The organism is Amycolatopsis sp. NPDC114504 (assembly GCF_055633595.1).
Genome location: NZ_JBVKDU010000001.1, coordinates 313,069 through 329,451 on the forward strand (window position 1 = coordinate 313,069; position 16,383 = coordinate 329,451).

20 protein-coding genes are annotated in these 16,383 nt (G+C 73.3%); 12 read left to right on the plus strand and 8 right to left on the minus strand.

Annotated features, from left to right (window positions below; translation table 11 throughout):
- Positions 1-2 precede the first annotated feature (2 nt).
- The 4 genes from ACZ7PG_RS01515 to fae are packed head-to-tail and all read right to left on the minus strand — an operon-like array spanning position 3 to position 4,039.
- Positions 3-920 carry an NAD(P)-dependent oxidoreductase gene (locus ACZ7PG_RS01515; RefSeq protein WP_470237127.1) on the minus strand — a complete coding sequence of 306 codons (918 nt, stop codon included), beginning with the start codon at positions 918-920 and terminating at the stop codon, positions 3-5.
- 1 nt (position 921) lies between these two features.
- Entirely contained in the window at positions 922-2,412 is a 1,491-nt protein-coding gene (locus ACZ7PG_RS01520; RefSeq protein ID WP_470237128.1) for an aldehyde dehydrogenase family protein, read from the minus strand.
- The gene (locus tag ACZ7PG_RS01525; protein ID WP_470237129.1) at positions 2,400-3,509 is read right to left on the minus strand and encodes a mandelate racemase/muconate lactonizing enzyme family protein; all 1,110 of its coding nucleotides are present in this window, start codon (positions 3,507-3,509) and stop codon (positions 2,400-2,402) included. Before ACZ7PG_RS01525 ends, ACZ7PG_RS01520 begins: the two co-directional genes overlap by 13 nt.
- Complete coding sequence (gene fae, locus ACZ7PG_RS01530; RefSeq protein WP_470237130.1) at positions 3,506-4,039, minus strand: formaldehyde-activating enzyme; 534 nt, start codon at positions 4,037-4,039, stop codon at positions 3,506-3,508. Before fae ends, ACZ7PG_RS01525 begins: the two co-directional genes overlap by 4 nt.
- Before the next feature lie 144 nt (positions 4,040-4,183).
- Between fae and ACZ7PG_RS01535 the strand changes: the two genes are divergently transcribed.
- Positions 4,184-4,996 (plus strand): IclR family transcriptional regulator, encoded by an 813-nt coding sequence (locus tag ACZ7PG_RS01535; protein WP_470237131.1) that lies wholly within the window; start codon positions 4,184-4,186, stop codon positions 4,994-4,996.
- 20 nt (positions 4,997-5,016) lie between these two features.
- Here ACZ7PG_RS01535 and ACZ7PG_RS01540 read toward each other — a convergent pair whose 3' ends face one another.
- Positions 5,017-5,157 (minus strand): hypothetical protein, encoded by a 141-nt coding sequence (locus ACZ7PG_RS01540; protein ID WP_470237132.1) that lies wholly within the window; start codon positions 5,155-5,157, stop codon positions 5,017-5,019.
- Between ACZ7PG_RS01540 and ACZ7PG_RS01545 the strand changes: the two genes are divergently transcribed.
- The 4 genes from ACZ7PG_RS01545 to ACZ7PG_RS01560 all read left to right on the plus strand — a co-directional run bounded on the left by ACZ7PG_RS01545 (position 5,147) and on the right by ACZ7PG_RS01560 (position 6,724).
- Positions 5,147-5,359, plus strand: coding sequence for a hypothetical protein (locus tag ACZ7PG_RS01545; protein WP_470237133.1), 213 nt, complete (start codon positions 5,147-5,149; stop codon positions 5,357-5,359). The genes ACZ7PG_RS01540 and ACZ7PG_RS01545 overlap by 11 nt on opposite strands.
- 48 nt (positions 5,360-5,407) lie before the next feature.
- Positions 5,408-5,938, plus strand: a complete 531-nt coding sequence (locus ACZ7PG_RS01550) for a hypothetical protein (protein ID WP_470237134.1) — start codon at positions 5,408-5,410, stop codon at positions 5,936-5,938.
- 51 nt (positions 5,939-5,989) lie between these two features.
- Complete coding sequence (locus tag ACZ7PG_RS01555) at positions 5,990-6,151, plus strand: hypothetical protein (protein WP_470237135.1); 162 nt, start codon at positions 5,990-5,992, stop codon at positions 6,149-6,151.
- A gap of 69 nt (positions 6,152-6,220) precedes the next feature.
- Entirely contained in the window at positions 6,221-6,724 is a 504-nt protein-coding gene (locus ACZ7PG_RS01560) for a hypothetical protein (RefSeq protein WP_470237136.1), read from the plus strand.
- Positions 6,725-6,777: 53 nt separating this feature from the next.
- Here the strand turns inward: ACZ7PG_RS01560 and ACZ7PG_RS01565 are convergent, their stop codons facing one another.
- Both ACZ7PG_RS01565 and ACZ7PG_RS01570 read right to left on the minus strand, forming a co-directional pair.
- Positions 6,778-7,251 (minus strand): DinB family protein, encoded by a 474-nt coding sequence (locus ACZ7PG_RS01565; RefSeq protein ID WP_470237137.1) that lies wholly within the window; start codon positions 7,249-7,251, stop codon positions 6,778-6,780.
- Entirely contained in the window at positions 7,248-7,853 is a 606-nt protein-coding gene (locus tag ACZ7PG_RS01570) for an SAM-dependent methyltransferase (RefSeq protein ID WP_470237138.1), read from the minus strand. The genes ACZ7PG_RS01565 and ACZ7PG_RS01570 overlap by 4 nt, the downstream gene beginning before the upstream one ends.
- 65 nt (positions 7,854-7,918) lie before the next feature.
- On the opposite strand from ACZ7PG_RS01570, the gene ACZ7PG_RS01575 reads away from it, so the two are divergent.
- The 7 genes from ACZ7PG_RS01575 to ACZ7PG_RS01605 all read left to right on the plus strand — a co-directional run bounded on the left by ACZ7PG_RS01575 (position 7,919) and on the right by ACZ7PG_RS01605 (position 14,377).
- The gene (locus ACZ7PG_RS01575; RefSeq protein ID WP_470237139.1) at positions 7,919-8,500 is read left to right on the plus strand and encodes a helix-turn-helix domain-containing protein; all 582 of its coding nucleotides are present in this window, start codon (positions 7,919-7,921) and stop codon (positions 8,498-8,500) included.
- A 90-nt stretch (positions 8,501-8,590) separates the two neighbouring features.
- Positions 8,591-9,421, plus strand: a complete 831-nt coding sequence (locus tag ACZ7PG_RS01580; protein ID WP_470237140.1) for a DUF4097 family beta strand repeat-containing protein — start codon at positions 8,591-8,593, stop codon at positions 9,419-9,421.
- Positions 9,422-9,536: 115 nt separating this feature from the next.
- Positions 9,537-10,442, plus strand: coding sequence for an ABC transporter ATP-binding protein (locus tag ACZ7PG_RS01585; RefSeq protein ID WP_470237141.1), 906 nt, complete (start codon positions 9,537-9,539; stop codon positions 10,440-10,442).
- Positions 10,439-11,200 carry an ABC transporter permease gene (locus tag ACZ7PG_RS01590; RefSeq protein WP_470237142.1) on the plus strand — a complete coding sequence of 254 codons (762 nt, stop codon included), beginning with the start codon at positions 10,439-10,441 and terminating at the stop codon, positions 11,198-11,200. The genes ACZ7PG_RS01585 and ACZ7PG_RS01590 overlap by 4 nt, the downstream gene beginning before the upstream one ends.
- On the plus strand, positions 11,200-12,264 hold the full coding sequence (locus ACZ7PG_RS01595; protein ID WP_470237143.1) for a streptophobe family protein: 1,065 nt from the start codon (positions 11,200-11,202) through the stop codon (positions 12,262-12,264). The genes ACZ7PG_RS01590 and ACZ7PG_RS01595 overlap by 1 nt, the downstream gene beginning before the upstream one ends.
- Positions 12,234-12,944 (plus strand): response regulator transcription factor, encoded by a 711-nt coding sequence (locus ACZ7PG_RS01600; RefSeq protein WP_470237144.1) that lies wholly within the window; start codon positions 12,234-12,236, stop codon positions 12,942-12,944. Before ACZ7PG_RS01595 ends, ACZ7PG_RS01600 begins: the two co-directional genes overlap by 31 nt.
- Positions 12,941-14,377 carry a sensor histidine kinase gene (locus ACZ7PG_RS01605; protein ID WP_470237145.1) on the plus strand — a complete coding sequence of 479 codons (1,437 nt, stop codon included), beginning with the start codon at positions 12,941-12,943 and terminating at the stop codon, positions 14,375-14,377. Before ACZ7PG_RS01600 ends, ACZ7PG_RS01605 begins: the two co-directional genes overlap by 4 nt.
- On the opposite strand, the gene ACZ7PG_RS01610 is transcribed toward ACZ7PG_RS01605, so the two are convergent.
- On the minus strand, positions 14,374-16,281 hold the full coding sequence (locus ACZ7PG_RS01610; RefSeq protein WP_470237146.1) for a potassium transporter Kup: 1,908 nt from the start codon (positions 16,279-16,281) through the stop codon (positions 14,374-14,376). The genes ACZ7PG_RS01605 and ACZ7PG_RS01610 overlap by 4 nt on opposite strands.
- Positions 16,282-16,383 lie beyond the last annotated feature (102 nt).

Consider the following 16,383-nt stretch of genomic DNA (forward strand, 5'->3'; position numbering starts at 1 on the left):
CTTCAGACGGCCGGGACGGCGGGGAAGGGCAGGCGGAAGTCCCGGCCCGCCCACGTTTCGTACAACCGGACGGGGCTCATCTCGCCGGCGAGGTCGCCGTGCACCGCCTTCGCGCGGCGGAAGATCTGCTCGACCAGCGCGGAGAGCTCGGCCGGCACCCCGGCGTCACGGGCGAGGTCGACCGCGAGCCCGAGGTCCTTGCACGCCAGCACCATCGCGAACGAGTCGTCGTAGTCGCCGTCCACCAGGACCGACAGCACGTCGTGCTCGAGGAAGTGCGACGCGGCCGGGCTCGCCAGCAGAGCCGAGCGCAGCACGCCGAGGTCGACCCCGGCCTTGACGCCCATCGCGAGGACCTCGGACGTGGCGACGACGTGGCAGAACCACAGCAGGTTGATCATCAGCTTGACGGTGTAGCCGTGCCCGGCCGCACCGACGTGCAGGATTTTCTCGGGATCGCCGAGCACTTCCAGCAGCGGCAGCGCTTCGCGGAAGTCGCCGCCGTCGCCGCCGACGAAGATCTGCAGTGTGCCGGCTTCGGCACCGCGCGCCATGCCGCTGACCGGCGCGTCGAGCCGCCGGACGCCGCGGGCGTCGAGGACCTCTTCGGCGACTCGGCGGGCCGCGGCGGGGGTCGAGGTGGACATGTCGATCCAGAGCGCGCCCGGCGGCAGGGCCGCGGCCGCGCCACCGCGCAGCAGGACGTCCTCGACGACGCGCGGGGTGGGGAGCATCGTGACGAGCACGTCCACGCCGCCGGCGCAGGTGGCCGGGTCGTCGACCCAGCGGGCGCCCAGGCCGAGGTGCTCCAGCGCCGCTTCGGAGCGGACGTCGTGGACCGTGACGTCGTGGCCGGCCAGGATCAGGTGGCGGGCCATGGGGCGGCCCATGTTGCCCAGGCCGATGAAACCGATCTTCATCCTAAGTCTCCGGGAGGTCGAGCCAGGTGGTCTTCAGTGCGGTGTAGGCGTCAATGGCGTGCAGCGACTTGTCGCGACCCGCGCCGGTCGCCTTGAAGCCGCCGAACGGGGTGATCACGTCGCTCGCGTCGAAGGTGTTGATCCACACCGTGCCGGCGCGCAGCCGCCGCGCGACGCGGTGGGCGGTCGTGACGTCGCGGGTCCAGACCGACGCGACCAGGCCGTAGTCGGTGCCGTTGGCGAGGCGGAGGCCTTCGGCGGGCGAGCCGTCGTAGGTGAGCACCGCCAGCACCGGGCCGAAGACCTCCTCGCGCTCGATGGTCGTGCCGGGCCGCACACCGTCCACAATGGTCGGTTCCATGGTCAGGCCGTCGTGCCCGCCGCCGTGCACGACCTTCCCGCCTTCGGCCCGGGCCGTGTCGAGGTAGCCGAGGACCCGGTCGAGCTGGACGTCGTCGACGAGCGGACCGAGGACCGTCGCCGGGTCGAGCGGGTCGCCGGGCCGGAACGTCTCCTCGGTGATCTTGACGATCTCACCGAGCAGTTCGTCCTTCAGCCCGGCCGGCACGATCAGCCGCGAGCCCGCGTTGCACGTCTGGCCGGCGTTGTAGAAGATGCCCCACGCGACCGCCGACGCCGCGGCGGAGAGGTCGGCGTCGGGCAGGACCAGCTGCGGCGACTTGCCGCCGGCCTCCACCGCGACCTGCTTGCCGTTGGACTCCCCCGCGTAGACCTGGAACAGCCGCGCGACCTCGGGCGAGCCGGTGAAGGCGATCTTGTCGACGTCCGGGTGCCGCCCGAGGGCCTGGCCGACGACCTCGCCGCGGCCCGGCACGACGTTGAGCACGCCGTCCGGCAGGCCGGCTTCGGTAGCCAGCCGCGCCAGCAGCAGCGTCGCCAGCGACGTCTGCTCGGCCGGCTTGAGCACCACGGAGTTGCCGGTGGCCAGGGCCGGGCCGAGCTTCCAGGACGCGATGAGCAGGGCGTAGTTCCACGGCACGACCGCGCCGATCACCCCGAGCGGCTCGCGCGTGATCCACGCGAGCGCGGTGCCGGGAGCGGGCGCGACCTCGTCGTAGGTCTTGTCGATCGTCTCGGCGTACCAGGCGATCGTCTCGGCGGTCTTGGCGACGTCGACGCGCTGCGACTCGCTGATCGGCTTGCCCATCTCCAGGGTGTCGAGCAGGGCCAGCTCCGGCGTGTGCGCCGCGATGAGGTCGGCCCAGCGCAGCAGGATCCGCTTGCGGTCGCGGGGCGGCAGGTCGCGCCAGCGGCCGTCCTCGAAGGACTCCCGGGCGGCGCGCACCGCGCGGTCGACGTCGGCCGCGCTGCCCGCGGGGATGCGGGCGATCTCGCGGCCGTCGCGCGGGGACACGCTCGGGAACGTTTCGTCCGAAGTGGACTCGACGTGCTCGCCGCCGATGAACGGCCGGGTCTCGGGCGTCAGCCGTCCGGCCGCCGCCAGCCAGTCCTGGTGGGTCAGATCCGCCACCGGTCCACCGCCTCCTCGTCCAGTTCGACGCCCAGGCCGGGTCGCCGCGGGACCTCCAGCTCGCCGGCCGGGGTGATCATCACGGGTTCGGCCAGCATGAAGTCGCGGCGTTCGGGCGTCCAGCCGGGCGGGTCCCAGGGGAACTCGAAGTACGGCCCGCCGCCGACACCGGCCGCGACGTGCAGGTTCGCCAGCACGCCGATGCCGTTGGTCCAGCTGTGCGGGGTGAACGCGCGGTGCTTGAGCTGCGCGAGCTCGGCCAGCGTGCGCGCGCGGTGCAGGCCGACGGCGAGCACGACGTCGGTCTGGTAGACGTCGAGGACGTCTTCTTCGAGGTAGCGCAGCAGCTCTGGCATCGAGTGGTGCATCTCCCCCGCCGCGATCCGCACGCCCGGGTTCTCCGCCCGGAGCGTCCGGAAGCCGTCGAGATCGGCGTAGGGCAGGGGTTCCTCGACCCAGAAGACGTCCAGCTCGGCCAGCCGGCGCACCAGCTTCCGGGTCTTGGCCAGGTCGGACGCGGTGCTCGTGTCGCCCGCCATCCGCCAGGACTGGTTGAGGTCCACCATGATCTCGAAGTTCGGGCCGAGCGCGTCGCGGACGGCGGCCACGGTGGCGACGCCGTCGTTCACGTGGTCGCGGTCGATGCGGATCTTCATCGCGCGGAACCCGGCCTCCCGGGCGCGCAGGGCCGTCTCGACGCGCTCTTCGGGTGCCTTCAGCTCGGCCGAAGACGCGTACGCGGGCAGCGAGCGGGCGGCGTTGCCGAACAGCGTCGCCACGGGCAGGCCCGCGACCTGGCCGATAATGTCCCAGAGGGCGGCTTCGAGGGGCCAGAAGCGGCCGCCGTGGAAGTTGGCCGTCTCGATGGCCTTGACGTGCCGGACGATGTCGAGCGGGTCCTCGCCGAGGAACAGGTGCTCGACGGCCTCGAAGCCGGCCATGGTGTCGCCGGAGCCGATGCCGGTGACGCCATCGTCGGTGTGGACGCGCACGATCGTGGCGTCGAAGTGGCGGCGCGGATCGGGGTCCCACGCGGCGTGCAGCGGCGGGTCCAGCTCGAGCCGCAGCCGGTCGAGGGTGATGGCGGTGATCTTCATCGGGTCACCATTTCGGGTGCGGGTGTGTAGAAGGTGTTGGCGGCGCCTCGGCGCGCGGCTTCGAGCACGTCGGCGATCGACGGGGTGCCCCGGACCGCGGCGCGGATCGCCCGGGCGGCGGCCTCGCGCTGGTTGACGAAGGCCTCGTCGAGGTCGGCCACCCCGGGATCGACCCAGATGGCGGCGATGAGCAGGAGGTCGCCGGTCTCCTCGGCAGGCAGGTCACCGGCCTCGACGGCGTCGACGACGCCCTGGGCGAGCCCGGCTTGCGCGGCACCCCAGGTGGCCCGCCGGTGCAGGTCCGTGCCGGCGGCGGCCTTGGGGACGAACAGCGTCGGCGGCCGCACGGGGACGGAGGGGCGCAGCACGGTCACGAACGGCACGTGGCCGGCGCTCGGCGTGGCGAGAGCGGTGGCCCAGGCGGCTTCCACCGGCCCGCCCCGGCGGCCCAGGACGACGTTCGTGTGGGCGGCGTTGGCGCCCTCGCCGACGAAGGCTTCGCCGATGAGCGCGGTGGGCGCGAAGGTCATGGGGTGCTCCCGGTCGGTGGGGTGCGGCGGGTTCGACGGTAGGAGCGCCCGGAAACCGCGGGCAAGGGACGGCGGGAGATCGCAACGCGGGTTGCGCTGGCGCCAACCGCGGCCGTCCCGGACCGCCGCTGTTAACTTTCCGGCATGGCACTCGCGGACGACACCCGGCACCGGGGGCACGGCCTCCGCCGCGACCTCGACCTGCTGGAAGCGCTCGCCTCCCCCGAGGCGCAGCGCGCCGGCGAGCTGGGCGTCGTGCGGCTCTCGCAGCTCACCGGGCGGGAGAAGAGCCAGGTCTCGCGGGCGCTCAAGGCGCTCGCCGAAGAGGGCATCGTCGAGCGCGATCCCGACACGCTCGGCTACCGGCTCGGCTGGCGGTTGTTCTCCCTCGTCGCCCGGACCGTCGAGGACCGCCTCATCCGGGCCGCCGAGCCGGTGATGCGGGACCTGTCCGCCGAGCTCGAAGAGACCAACCATCTGTGCGTCTTGCGCGACCAGGAGGTGCTGACGCTGCTGTCGGTGTCCGGACACTCCTTCCGCGTGCACGGCTGGGAGGGCCGCGGCGTCCCGGCCCAGTGCACGTCGGCGGGGCGCGTCCTGCTGTTCGACGCCTCCCCGGACGATCTCTACATCCGTTTCCCCGCACCGGACACGCACCACCCACTGTCCGAAGTGCACACCCTGCCCGAGCTGTGGGCGAAGATCCAGCAAGCCCGCCGGGACGGCTACGCCCGCGTCCGCGAGGAGTTCGAGGAGGGCCTCGTCGGGGTGTCGGCCCCGATCCGGGACTTCCGCGGCCGGGTCGTCGCGGCGTTGAACGTCTCCGCGCCCGCCGGACGCCTCGGCGACCGCCTCGACGACGCGGGCCGCGTCACCGCGGAAGCCGCCGCGCGGGTTTCTTCCCACCTCGGCTGGGAAGCGCGCCCGAAACCGCCGTCCACCGCCCGGCTCACCTGACGACCGTCCACAGTGGAGGGTCACCGGGTCGTGTGGGCACCGCCGTTGACGTGCGGCGTCCGGCCGGTGACGACCACGGTGTCCCCCGCCGCGCGGAACCGCCCGGCGACCGCCTTGCCGAGCCCGGACTCGCCGCCGGTGACCAGCACGATGCGGCTCACGAAGAGGCCGCCGCAGCTCGCGGTCAAGCTCACCGACACCGGCCACACGCTGATCGAGGCGACCGTCCCCCGGCTGCTCGACCACGAGGCGGGCCTGACCGACGGGCTGACACGGGCCGAGCGCACGACACTCACCGGCCTGCTCGCCAAGCTGGAAGCGACCCTGCGCGCCCGCACTCCCCCTTCGGAAGGGGACGGCTGATACCTCGGCGGGAGGTTCCGGCGCTCCCGCCGAGCCAGACTCGGGCCCATGATCGCTCCGCTCACCGGCTCCTCCGCCGTCCGGGACGGCCGCCGCCCGCCGCGGTGGGCCGTCCTCGCCGCCCACGCCGTGCCGCTGGTCACGCTGCCGTCCGGGATCTGGCGGCTCTTCCTCGCCGCCGGCGCCGACCTCGGACTGCGGCCGTACCACCCGATCGGGTTCGGCGAAGCCGCCTACATCGTCGGCCTGAGCGTGGTGTCCGAAGCACTGGCCCTGCTGACATTCGGCCTCGTCCGGCCGTGGGGCGAACGCGTCCCCCGGTGGATCCCGCTGCTCGGCGGCCGCCGGGTCGCACCGTTCGCGGCGATCGTCCCGGCGGCCACCGGCGCGGTGGCGCTGGCGGTGATCTGGGCGTACGCCTTCCGCGACTTCCCCGGCCTCGGGGCCGTGACGTTCGCCGGCGCGGGCTGGCACGTCCTGCTCGTCGCCTGCTACCTGCCGCTGCTGCTCTGGGCACCGCTGCTCGCCGCCGTCACTTGGGCGTACTGGCGACGGCGTCGCGGCGCCGGGCAGGTGTAGCCGCCGGGCGGACCGGGTATCACTCCGCGCACGTCCTCGGAGGGAGCTGTCATGGGTATTCTCGTCGGGCTGCTGGTGATCTGGGCCGTCCTCGCCGTCCTCGGCATCGTCATCAAGGGGCTCTTCTGGCTGATCATCGTCGGCGCGGTCCTGTTCGTCGCGACCGCGGTGATCGGTTTCGTCAAGCGAGAGGCCCTCGGCCGCGGTAAGTGAGATCACGGTTGAACGCCGGAAATGGCGCTTCAATCGGCGGACGACCCGGAAGCGTGCTATTCGATCTCTATGACCGAATCACCGAATTACCCGAACTATCCCGAGTCGTCCGCCACCGGCCAGCCGGCCGCCGCGCCCGCTCGGCCCAGCACGGTCGAAGGCGCTTTCTGGGCGTTCATCGCCTCGACCGTCATCGGGCTCGTCGGCGGCCTGCTGATCTTCGGAAACCACGACGCGATCGCCGACGCGCTGCGCAATTCGAACAGAACAAGCGGTACCGGCCTCACCGAGTCGCAGATCGACCAGGCCGTGAACTTCGCGATGATCACGGCGGTCGTGATCGCGGTGATCATCGCCGCGCTGTACCTGCTGTTCGCGTTCAAACTGCGCGCGGGCCGCAACTGGGCGCGCATCGTCCTCACGGTGCTCACCGCCCTGCAGCTGATTTCCCTGCTGGTCGGCCAGAGCACGATCGTCGCCTACGTCGGCGTGCTCGCCGCGGCCACCGGCGTGGTGCTGTCGTTCATGACGCCGTCGAACGCGTACTTCGCGGCGGGCAAAGCGGTCCGCTAGAACGGAAGCCGGGCCCGCCGCACCGCGGGCGGGCCCGGTCCCGCGGCCGGCGGTCACCGGCCCGTGCTGCCGTCGATCAGCTCGCGCAGGATGTCGGCGTGCCCGGCGTGGCGGCCGGTCTCCTCGATCATGTGGACCAGAGCCCAGCGCATCGACGGCGGCGAACCGGCCGGGCGGGCCACCGGCTTGGTCAGGTCGGTGCACGCGTCGATGACCGCGTTGGCCTCCGCGACGGCGGCGCGGTAGCCGGCCAGGAGCGAGGCGGCCGTCTCCTCGGGACGCGGCCGGAACGTGCCGGGCCAGTCGGCCGTGCGCTCGCCGAGGAACGTGAAGCGCTCCACGTGGGTCAAGTGCCGCACCAAGCCCAGCAGCGACGTGCCCGACGGCACGCCGGGTGTCCGCACCCGCGGTTCCGATACTCCCTCGGCCTTGGCGGCCACCGCGGCGCGCAGCTGGTCGAGGAACCCGCGCAGCACCTCCTTCTCGCCGGGGCCGGTCCGCGGCGGCGGGGTGTCCCGGCGGGTCATCGGGCGCGCCGGATCAGCAGCAGGTGGTCGACGACGTCGGCGGCCTGCCCGCCGGGTCCGGTGGCGCGGCGGGACAGGGCTTCGGCGCGCTCGACGGTCCATTCGCCGGCGTCGAGGTCCAGCGATCGGGCCACCTCGCCCGCGGACGGGAACCGCGCGTCCTGGCTCCAGGACCACGGCGCGACCGACCCGTGGTCGACGACCAGCAGCCGTCCTCCCGGGGTCAGGGCCCGCGCGGCTCGCCGCAGGACCTCGGCGCGTGGCAAGGCGAAGGGCGTGTGCAGGTAGTGCGCCGAGACGAGGTCGAAGCGGCCCGCGGGGAACGTCGCGGCCAGGTCGTGCCGCTCGGCGGTGACCCGGTCGCCGAGCCCGAGGTCGCGGGCCCGGGCGGCCAGGCGGGCGATCGCGACGCCGGAGATGTCGGCCGCGGTCACGCGCCAGCCGCGGCGGGCGAGCCACAGCGTGTCGCCGCCGGCGCCGCTTCCCAGGTCGAGTGCCGTGCCGGGCGCCAGGTCGGCGACGACTTCGGTGAGCCTGACGTTCGCGGCGGGATCGGCTCGCGGGGTCGCGTGGTGGGCGTCCCAGAACTCGGTGGTGGTCATGGGCCCACCGTGCCGTGGCCGTGCCGAGGTGGCACGGTTTCTTGCGGTTTCGGCAAGATGGCCGGGTGACCGACGACTTCGAAGAGGTCCTGCACGCCGTCGGCCCGCGGCTGCGGGCCCTGCGCCGTGCCCGCGGGCTGACGCTGGCCGAGGTCGCCGGCACCACCGGAGTGTCGGAAAGCACGCTGTCCCGCTTGGAAAGCGGGCAGCGGCGGGCCAGCCTGGAGCTGCTGCTGCCGCTGGCCCGCGCCTACCGCGTCCCGCTCGACGACCTCGTCGGCGCGCCCCGCACCGGCGACCCGCGTGTCCACCTCACCCCGTTGCACCGCCACGGCATGACGTTCGTGCCGCTGTCGCGGCGGCCGGGCGGCATGCAGGCGTACAAGATGATCATCCCGAGCGGCGAGCCGCTCGAACCGGACCACCAGACCCACGACGGTCACGAGTGGCTCTACGTGCTGCACGGCCGGCTGCGGCTGGTCCTCGGCGAGCACGATCTGGTGCTGCCCACCGGCGAGGCCGCGGAGTTCGACACGACGCTGCCCCACTGGCTCGGCAGTGCCGACGGGAAGGCCGTCGAGCTGCTCATCCTCTTCGGACAGCACGGCGAACGGGCGCACCTGCGTGCCCGCGCCGCCCGTGACTGAGCGGGTGTCCGGCCGGTGTCAGCCCGGTGTCAGGTCACCCCGCGAAGGTGGTCTCAACACCGGAAGCCACTCACCGCAAGGGGAACCACGATGACCGTCTTCACCACGCCCGAGCCGATCACCGCCCGGGTCACCACCGCCGGCGCCCGCGTCCGGATCACCGCGAGCGAACGTCCGGACACCGTGGTGCGGGTCGAACCCGTCACCGGCGCGAGCGAGTCGGACGTGAAGGTGGCCGAGCAGACCGAAGTCGCCTTCGCCGGCGGCGAGCTCACGGTCAAGACGAACAAGCCGGGCGCCCGGACCGGGTCGGTCGCCATCACGATCGAGCTGCCGGCCGGGTCGGCACTGGTCCTGGAGACGGCCTGGACCGACGTGCACGCCGACGGCCCGCTCGGCGCCTGCGAGCTGGACGTCGCGTCGGGCCGGCTGGAGCTCGGCCACGTCGGCTCCCTGCGCGGCCGCCTCTCGGCCGGCCACGTCGCGGTCGAGCACGTCGCCGGGACCGCCGAACTCGACGGCGGCACGGCGGGCGTCCGGCTCGGCGAGGTCGGCGGACCGCTGCGGTACGTGGGCTCGAGCGGGCAGGTGTGGGTCGGCCACGCCCGCTCCGACGTCGACCTCAGCGGCTCCGGCGGGAGCTTCACGATCGACCGCGCCGACGGCGGCGTCTTCGCCGAGGCGGCGCGCTGCCCGATCCGCATCGGGCGCCTGACGAGCGGTCCGGCGGACCTGACGAACGCCGCCGGCGGCATCGAGATCGGCATCGCCGCGGGCGCCACCGCGTCGGTGGACGCGGACAGCACGAAGGGAACGGTGCGCAACTCCCTGCCGGAGCACGCGGGCGAGTCCGCGGACCCGGTCAAGGTCCACGCCCGCACCCGCCTCGGCGACATCGTCATCCACCCCGCGGACGCCTGAGCGGGATCGATTTCCGGAGAACGCCGCGGCCGGCACCCCGTCCGGCCGCGGATTTCCCAGGGTTCTCCCAGAACCTCCCAGGAACCGGCCAGGACGGCGGGCCAGGCTCGCCGCCATGACGACCATCGAGATCCGCGGCCTGACCAAGCGGTACGGCCCCGACACCGTCGTGGACGACCTGACGTTCACCGTCGAACCCGGGCAGGTCACCGGGTTCCTCGGCCCGAACGGGGCCGGCAAGTCCACGACCATGAAGATGATCCTGGGCCTGGCCGCGCCCACGCGGGGTTCCGTCACCGTCGGCGGCCGCCGTTACCGCGACCTTCCCGTGCCGCTGACCGAGGTCGGCGCCCTGCTCGACGCGGGCGCCGTCCACGGTGGCCGGAAGGCGCAGGACCACCTGCTGGCCCTCGCGGTGAGCAACGGGCTCCCCCGCCGCCGGGTCGGCGAGGTGCTCGCCCGGACCGGGCTGGACAGCGTGGCGGGCAAGCGCGCCGGCGGGTTCTCCCTCGGCATGCGCCAGCGCCTCGGCATCGCGGCGGCGCTGCTCGGCGACCCGCGGGTGCTGATCTTCGACGAGCCGGTCAACGGGCTCGACCCCGAAGGCATCCGGTGGATCCGCGACTTCATGCGCTCGCTGGCCCGCGAGGGCCGCGCCGTGCTGGTGTCCAGCCACCTCATGAGCGAGATGGCGCAGACCGCCGACCACCTGGTCGTCATCGGCCGGGGGCGGCTCGTCGCCGACACCGCGGTGAGCGAGCTCGTCCGCGGCGAAGGCACCGTCCTCGTCCGGACGCCCGATCCCGGCTTCACACGCCTGCTCACCACCGCCGGCGCCACCGTGCGCGAAGGCGCCGAAGCCGCGCTGGTCGTCTCCGGCATGACGAGCACGGACATCGGCAAGCTCGCCGCCTACCACGGGATCCCGCTCGCCGAGCTCACCCCGCTGCGCGTCTCGCTCGAAGACGCCTTCATGGAGCTGACCAAGGACAGCGTCGAGTACGAAGGAGCGAGCGCGTGACTTTCGCCCACTCGGTCCGCGCGGAGTGGATCAAGCTCCGCAGCCTGCGCTCGACCTGGTACACCCTGGCGTGCCTCTTCGCGGTCGGCCTCGGCATCACGGCGCTGGCCATGAACGCCGCCGGGAAGACCTACGCCGAGGACCCGCAGGCCTGGGATCCCACCAACCGCAGCCTGACGTCGTACATCGTCGCGCAGCTGATCATCGGGGTACTGGGCATCCTGGTCGTCACGTCCGAGCACGCGACCGGGCTGATGCAGACGTCCCTGATCGCCACGCCGCGGCGGCACCGGCTGCTGGCGGCCAAGGTGGTGGTGGCCGTCGCCGTCGCCGTGATGGCGGGCCAGGTGCTGATGTTCGGCGCGTTCTTCCTCGGCCAGACCGTCCTGGCCGCGCAGTCCCTGCCGCACGCGGGGTTCGGCGATCCCGGGGTGCTCTCCGCGGTGACGGGCGGCGGGCTCTACCTCGCGGCGATCGCACTGCTCGCGGTCGGGCTCGGCACGCTCATGCGGGCCACCGCGGGCGCGCTCGCCACCCTCGTCGGGATCGTCTTCCTGGTGCCCGCCCTCGCCGGCCTCTTCCCGGCGTGGCTGCGCGAGCTCTTCTTCTACTGGCCCACGCTGGGCGCGTCCGCGGTCTTCAAGACGGTCCCCGACCCGGACTTCCCGCACCCCTGGCTGAACCTGGGCGGGATGTGCCTCGGCGTCGCCGCGGTGCTGGCGGCCGCGTTCGTGGTCTTCCGGCGCCGGGACGTCTGATGCGGGAGGTGTCCCGGGGCTTGGTCGCCGCCGTCGCCGCGCTGCTGACCATGGCGGGCGTGGCGGCGGCCGGCCTGGCCCTGCTCGGTGCCGGCCGGTTCACCACGGCGGTCGTCGCGCTGGCCGTCGGCGGCACGGTGGACGTCGAGGCGGTGCCGGCGGGCGGGCTCCCGGTGGCCGTGCACGGCGGCCTGCGGGCGGTTCCGCTCGGCGTTTCCCTCGCGGGCGCGGTGGTCCTGGGGTGGCTGCTGCTGCGCCGCGGCGAGGAGGGCCTGCTCGTCCGCGGCGCCGCGGCGATGGTGTCCTTTGTGGCCGGCGTGGCCGCGATCGCTTCTCTGGCAACGGGAAAGCTGCCGGAAACCACCGGCGGACTGCAAGGCTGTGTTGCTGCCGGACCCCGGGTTCCGTTGTCCGGCCACCTGGAGGCCGGGTTCTCTGTCGCCGTCGGCCCGGCGGTGCTGGGTGCCGCGGTCTGGGCGCTCGTGGTGGTCGGCGTTTGCCGGCTCGTCACGCGGTTTCCCGCTGTCGCGAAGGGTTTTCACGCGGTTCGGTGGCCGGCGGCCGGGCTCGTGGTGGTGAGCCTGGCCGCCGCCTGGACGTTCGGTGGTGCCGCGGCCGCCGGCGGGGTGCTGCTCGCCCTCCCCCAGCTGGTGACCGGCGCCGCGCTGCTGGGGCTCGGCGTGCCGTGGACGGTGGACCCCACGCTCCCCTGCGTGCCGGCGCCCGGGCACTTCACGCCCGGGCTCTGGGTGTCCGGCCCGCTCCTGCTGGCCTCCGTCCTCGTCCTGGTCCTCCGCCGCGGTCGCCCGCTGCGCCGGGCGGCGGCCGTCAGCGCGGTCGCGGGTGGCGTGGCGGTCGTCATGACACTGCTTTCGCGCGTTTCGGCCGACGTCTCGGTGTCGGCGTTCGGCTTCTCGGTGCCGGTCTTGGACGTGCGGCTCACCGCGAACCCGCTGCTCGCGCTCGCCGCCGGCGCACTCGCCGGGTTCGCCGGCAGCCTGCTCGCCAGCGCGATCTCCGTATCCTCGCGGGCATGGAAAACCTCGCGGGCACGGAACCGATGAGCGCCGAACGGCTGCTGGTGGTCGACGACGAAGCCACCGTCCGCGAGCTGCTCTCCGCCGCGCTCCGGTTCGCCGGGTTCCGGGTGACGTCCGCGGCGACGGCGGGCGAAGCCGTCGCCGCGGCCACCGCGGAGCCGCCGGACCTGGTGCTGCTGGACGTCATGCTGCCGGACATGGACGGCTTCGAGGTGGTCCGGCGGCTGCGCGAGCGGCACCAGCCGGTGCCCGTCCTGTTCCTCACCGCGCGGGACGGGCAGGCCGACAAGGTCACCGGCCTCTCGCTGGGCGCCGACGACTACGTCACGAAGCCGTTCGACCTGGCGGAGCTGATCGCGCGGATCCGCGCGATCCTCCGCCGGACCGCGGGGCACCCGGCCGACGTGCTGGCGGTGGGCACGCTCACCCTCAACGCCGAAGGCCATCAGGTGACGCGCGCGGGGCGGCCGGTCCGCGTGTCCGCCACCGAGTTCCGGCTGCTGCGCTACCTGATGGAGAACGCCGGCCGGGTGGTGTCCAAGGCGCAGATCCTCGACCGCGTGTGGCGCGACGACTTCGGCGGTGACGCCAGCATCGTCGACACCTACATCTCCTACCTGCGCCGGAAAGTGGACACCGAGGAGCCCAAGCTCATCCACACCGTGCACGGCGTCGGCTACGTGCTGCGGGAGCGCCGGCGGTGAGGCGGCTGTCGCTGCGGGCCCGGCTGCTGCTGCTCACCGCGGGCCTCCTGCTGGCCGGCCTGACCCTCGTCAGCGCGCTGGTCTCCGACCAGCTCGAACGCTTCCAGCTCGACCGGCTCGACGGCCAGCTGCGCTCGATGACCGAGCTCATCTCGCTCGCGGCGGGGCCGCCGCCGGCCGCGAGCCCCGTCGTGCGGCCGGACCTGATCGACCCCGCGCTCGACCTGTTCGGCACCCCGTACGTCGTCTACCTCGACGCGGGTGGCGGAGTGGCGGGCGGCCTGCACTCCTCGCGGGTGGCCGGCGCGACGCTGCCGCCGCTCGACGCGCTGCGCACGGTCCCCCACGACGGGACGGCCGTCGACCTGGACGCCGCCGACGGGTCGGAACGCTGGCGGGCCGTCGCGCGGCCGGCCGTCCGCTGGGGCGGGACGGTCGTTTCGGCCGCCCCGCTCGCCGGCGCCGACGCCACGATCGCCCAGCTGCGGGTGAGCAGCCTGGTCACCGGCGCGGGGTTGCTCGTCGTGCTGACCGCGGCCGGCTGGTTCGCCCTCGGCCGCGGTCTGCGGCCGCTGCGCCGGATCGAGCACACGGCGGCCGCGATCGCCGGCGGCGACCTCACCCGGCGCGTGCCGGTCCTCGCACCGCCCGGCACGGAGATCGGGCACCTCGCGGCGTCGCTCAACACGATGCTCGGGCAGCTGGAGGAGGCCTTCGCCGACCGGGCGGCGTCCGAGGCGCGGATGCGCACGTTCGTCGCGGACGTCAGCCACGAGCTGCGCACGCCGCTGTTCGGCATCAAGGGGTCGACGGAGCTCTACCGGATGGGGGCGCTGCCCGGAGCGTCCGATGTGGACGAAGCGATGCACCGCATCGACCGCGAAGCCACCCGGCTCACGGCGCTCACCGAGGACCTCCTGCTGCTGGCCCAGCTCGACGAGGCCCCCGAGGAACAGCTCGACCGCGCCCCGATGGACCTGCGCACCCTGGCCGGCGACGCCCGCCACGACCTCCGGGCGCTCGATCCTTCTCGCGAGGTTTCCCTGACCGGACCGGGCGGAGTCGGAACACCGGGCCCGGCCCCGGTCGACGCGGACGAAGCCCGGCTACGCCAGGTGGTCACCAACCTGGTCGGCAACGCGGCGGCGCACACCCCACCGGGCACCCCGGTCCGCATCGGCGTGGGCACGGCGGAGGGCCGCGCGGTGCTCGAAGTGGTGGACGAAGGTCCGGGTATGACGGCCGAGCAGGCGGAGAAGGTGTTCAACCGCTTCTACCGGGCCGACCGATCCCGCACCCGAACGGGCGGCGCGGACGCGGGCCTGGGGCTGTCGATCGCGCGGTCCTTGTCCCGCGCCCACGGCGGCGAGGTCGAACTGGAGACGGCCCTCGGCGAAGGCGCCTGCTTCCGGCTGGCGTTGCCGTTGCTCTAGACGTCGACGTGGGAGCCCATGATCACCGTGCGGTCCCGGGGCAGGCCGAAGTACTCCGCCGCGTCCGCCGTGATGTACGACGTCGCGATGAACAGGCGTTTGCGCCAGGCCGCCATCGTCGGCTCGGGGCCGCGCTGGAGCTCGATCTTGGACAGGAAGTACGACGCCTCGTCCAGCCGCAGGCGGCCTTCGGTCTGCGCCGGGTCGAGCAGGGCCAGCGCGCCCGGGACGTCCGGGGTCTCCATGTAGCCGTACCGCGCCGTGACGAACACGATGCCGTCGTGGGCGTGCCCGAGGTCCGCGACGCTCACCCGTTCCTCGGCCGGCACCCGCGGTACCGGCTCGGTCTCCAGCGACAGGATCACGACCTGCTCGTGCCGGACGTGGTTGTGCTCGGCGTTCGCGCGCAGGGCCAGCGGGGCGGTCCGGCCGCCGCGGTTGAGGAACACCGCCGTGCCCGGGACCCGCTGCACCGGGGTTTCGTGCAGTTCCTCGATGAACTCCGGCAGCGGGCCCTCGCGACGTTCGCGTTCGGCCGTGACGATCCGGCGGCCGCGCTGCCACGTCGTCATGATCGTGAACGCCGTGAGGCCGATCAGCAGCGGCAGCCACGCGCCGTGCACGAGCTTGGTCAGGTTGGCCGCGACGAACAGCAGGTCCACGGTCAGCAGGACGGCCGCGCCGGCGCCGAGCAGCCAGCCCGGCGTTCCCCACCGCGTGCGGGCGACGTAGAAGAACAGCAACGTCGTGATGGTGATCGTGCCGGTCACCGCCATGCCGAACGCGAACGCCAGCGCCGTCGAGCTGCGGAACGCGAAGACCAGCGTCAGCACCGAAACCAGGAGCAGCCAGTTGATCCACGGGACGTAGATCTGGCCCCGCTCGGTCTCCGACGTGTGCGCGATCCGCAGCCGGGGCAGGTAGCCGAGCTGGGCGGCCTGCGCGGCGACCGAGTACGCGCCGGTGATGACCGCCTGCGACGCGATCACCGTCGCCGCCGTCGCCAGCACCACCATCGGCAGCCGGCCCCAGCTCGGCACGAGCAGGAAGAACGGGCTGCTGACGTTCGCCGGGTCCTCGAGGATCAGGGCCCCCTGCCCGAGGTAGCTGAGCACGCAGGCGGGCAGGACCAGGAACAACCAGCCCCGGGTGATCGCGCGCCGGCCGAAGTGACCCATGTCGGCGTACAGCGCTTCGGCGCCGGTCACCGACAGCACGATCGCCGCCAGCGCGAAGAACGCGATGCCGAAGTGCCCGGCCATGAACCCGATCGCGTACGTCGGCGAGAGCGCCTTCAGGATTTCCGGGTGCCCGGCGATCCCGGCGATCCCGCACGCGCCGACCACCCCGAACCAGGCGATCATGACGGGCCCGAACGCCCGCCCGACCGCCGCGGTGCCGCGCCGCTGCACCAGGAACAGGCCGATGATGATCACGGCGGTGATCGGCACGATCCAGGCGTCGAGGTCGTCCGAGACGAGCTTGAGGCCCTCGACCGCCGACAGCACCGAGATCGCCGGGGTGATCATGCTGTCGCCGAAGAACAGGGCGGCGCCGAAGATGCCGAGCCCGGCCAGCACCAGCGCGGTCCGGCGCCCGCTCGGCTCGCGCACGCGCCGCAGCTGGGTGATGAGGGCCATGATGCCGCCCTCGCCGTCGTTGTCGGCGCGCATGGCCAGCAGCACGTAGGTGACGGTCACGATGATCATCACCGACCAGAAGATCAGCGACACCACGCCGAACACGTTGTCCGCGCTCACCGGGACCGGGTGCGGGTCGCTGGGGCTGAACACGGTCTGCAGCGTGTAGATCGGGCTGGTGCCGATGTCCCCGAACACGACGCCGAGCGCGCCGATCACCAGGCCCAGGCGGACGGTGTCCGCCGTGGTGGTCTTCCCGTTCACGTGCTCCTCCTCGGCGCCGGGCACGCCGGACCCTACTGGCCCGCTCCGGCCGGACGCCGGTTTTCGCGCCGGGGCGCGGAGGAGTTCACGCGAATTTACGGA